The sequence below is a fragment of the Sphingobacterium shayense genome, from assembly GCF_013179575.1.
In the GTDB taxonomy this organism is placed as follows: Bacteria; Bacteroidota; Bacteroidia; order Sphingobacteriales; family Sphingobacteriaceae; genus Sphingobacterium; species Sphingobacterium shayense.
This window is the reverse complement of sequence record NZ_JABMCQ010000283.1, coordinates 1-2,521: the sequence shown is the minus strand read 5'-3', so window position 1 is coordinate 2,521 and position 2,521 is coordinate 1. Positions and strand designations below refer to the sequence as shown.

At 41.8% G+C, this 2,521-nt stretch carries 3 protein-coding genes; 1 reads left to right on the top strand and 2 read right to left on the bottom strand.

Annotated features, from left to right (window positions below):
• On the bottom strand, window positions 1–360 hold a 360-nt coding region (locus tag HP439_RS18690), incomplete at its 3' end, for a hypothetical protein (RefSeq protein WP_172391842.1).
• Between the two features lie 375 nt (window positions 361–735).
• Here HP439_RS18690 and HP439_RS18685 point away from each other — a divergent pair.
• Entirely contained in the window at window positions 736–1,185 is a 450-nt protein-coding gene (locus HP439_RS18685; protein ID WP_172391841.1) for a hypothetical protein, read from the top strand.
• 289 nt (window positions 1,186–1,474) lie between these two features.
• Here HP439_RS18685 and HP439_RS18680 read toward each other — a convergent pair whose 3' ends face one another.
• On the bottom strand, window positions 1,475–2,314 hold the full coding sequence (locus HP439_RS18680; protein ID WP_172391840.1) for an MBL fold metallo-hydrolase: 840 nt from the start codon (window positions 2,312–2,314) through the stop codon (window positions 1,475–1,477).
• Between the last annotated feature and the right edge of the window lie 207 nt (window positions 2,315–2,521).

Below are 2,521 nucleotides of genomic sequence, written 5' to 3'. Positions count from 1 at the left end.
CTGTGCATCGTACAGCACCGTGGCATTAAGGAATAGGTCACCCCAGTCCGGGTCTTGATACAAAACCGTTTCCTGCTGGTAAATCGGATTGTTGTCGTTATTATGGGAATACTCCAGAGCTCCAACAGCATTATTGTAGCGCCCCATATAGGGAAATACCTGTGCTGCATTGGTAAACACCATCTTATCGTCATCAGTCTGGGAGAGTTCGTTGGAAAAGGGAGCCTTGCGAAGCCATGTAGCAAGGTCTTTTCCAGTGAGCCGTGCAATATCAGCAGACCACTCGAAATCCCGCTTCTCGCGGTTACAGCCCACCAAGACCAATAAACATAAAATTATACATAATCTGTTTAGTTTCATATCAATTTGATTTATAATCGTCCCTCCATAAAGCGGCATTTTGCTCGGCTTCTACACATAAATATCATGTTTTACACTAGATTGCGCCTATCTCCCTGATATCATTTCTCGCGTAATAACATAATGGGTCCGTTTTCCATCTTTTTATTGACTACAAATGCCATGCTCTGATCGCTTTGATAAGCCGGATCAGTCTGGGACATCGCCTCGAACCCGGCGCTAATAGCTAATCTTATGCGTTATTTGCCATATTTACCATGCTTCGAATCAACGTCCTTTCTAGCGAGATATGCCTCACCCGGGCGCGTAAATAAGAACGATAACTTTTGCCTGGATTTAGCATCAACATGCTCGCTTCAGCTTTTCAACACAAAGATGAGTATAAACTTCAACAAATATAAGCGACAAAGAATCTACCGCCCCGTGTCACGGTATATACAAACCGTCTACATACGCCAGCCCATAGCTGAAATTAATCAAAATTCCCGTGCAACCGGGGGCGTAATTCTACAACAACTCCCTGTTTGTTGTACAGGCATGTACTTCCGAGACACGATCGTCATTCCAAAAGTGATACCTTGCTCTTTACCGAATGAAAGTCTTCATAACCGATCGCCGTCGAAAAGATTTTTACCGATCAATCCGCGATCGCATTTCGATGTTGTGCCGATACCTGGGAGCTATCGACTAAAAAAGCAATCCATAAACCTTACCACCGTCGAAGGTTTATGCTGCGCTCGGGGATCAGTGCGGCGATTGGCGCTCGAACCCCCTGATAACATCGACACCAAGAATAGTCCCAATACGGAGTGTAAAGAAAGGTAGATAAAAAAGAAAGGTATATACCAGGTAAATTCACGAGGCAAAATCAGAACTTACTTATAAATTTGAAATAACAAGAGGTTAACACCTAGTTTTATAAAACTAAGGGTTAACCTCTGTGCAATATATCAGTTAGGAAGTACGAGAACAGTTTTAAAGTAAAGCAATAAGCAAAGCTCATAACTCACTCCGAGATAACAGTCTGGAATGCCACAGACGTCCTAGAGCATAAGATTAGCCTCCGCGAACTACCCCCTATTGTGGAATACGTCTCGTGATAGATATTAAATACTTAATGGGAGAGCGTGACCACTTCTCCGTCCTGAGGAATTATCATTTTGTCTTTACCGATATTCAGTTCTGCAGCTTTCTTGCTTAAAGTGGTCCTAGTTGTACGGCAATGATCTAAAGCATCCATATGTACTGCGATGACCTTCGCTTCACCACTCACCCCTATTAATCCCATTGTCTGAGTCTCCTCCATCAGTATCGGTGTGTCTTCATAACCTTTAATGAGCGCTCCCCCAGAGTTAACAACGATATAATCGGGTTTAAATTTTTTAATAGTCTCTTTGATATCATCTGTTAAAATTGCGTCACCAACGATATACACAGTCGGCTGATTCTTTGCCTTCAATATAAATCCAGAGGTCTTTCCCATCATCTTCAACACTTCACCGCTACCATGCTGCGCCTCTATCCTAGTTATGTCTATATCATTCCAAAGCATATTACTATCTAAAGCAGTAGCGTTACTAAAACCCTCCTTTTCAAAAAAACCTGCATCCGCGGGCTGATTTATCAGCGATATAGATTTACTGAGGGTTTTGCTCGCTTCTTCGTCAAAATGGTCAGCATGGGTATGAGTCACCAAGACCAAATCTATACCGTCAACGATTTCATTTATTGGTAACGGGAGATCAACCGTGGGGTTTGTTTGGATCCCTGCCCAAGACTCAATCGCTCCTTTTGGCGAGAGCATAGGGTCTACTAAAATCTTCTTCCCACCATACTCAATGATCAACGTCGCATTTCTGACTAATTGAAGGGTGGGTTTAGTATCCGAGTTACTTTGTGCAAATGACGAGGTAGCGGACAGCGCAATCGCTAATGCTAAGATTACTTTTTTCATAAATTTTTAATTTGTCTTCTATAAAATTCGCGCTCATCTGTTAAAATTTTGGAGCAACGACTTCAATACAAAGATCGGAACAGTGCGCAAGCTTACGGATATCAAACGACTATTAATTACTACCATTTTGATAAGCTGAGTCCAACAGACTCAAAAACATCATAAGTTTTTAATTTATTAATTGACTAACTTAGTTTAGGAAAAGTA

Excerpts from the sequence above, each read along its gene's own strand:
- HP439_RS18680 (WP_172391840.1), bottom strand. The coding sequence starts at position 2,314 with ATGAAAAAAGTAATCTTAGCATTAGCGATTGCGCTGTCCGCTACCTCG.
- HP439_RS18685 (WP_172391841.1), top strand. The coding sequence starts at position 736 with ATGAGTATAAACTTCAACAAATATAAGCGACAAAGAATCTACCGCCCC.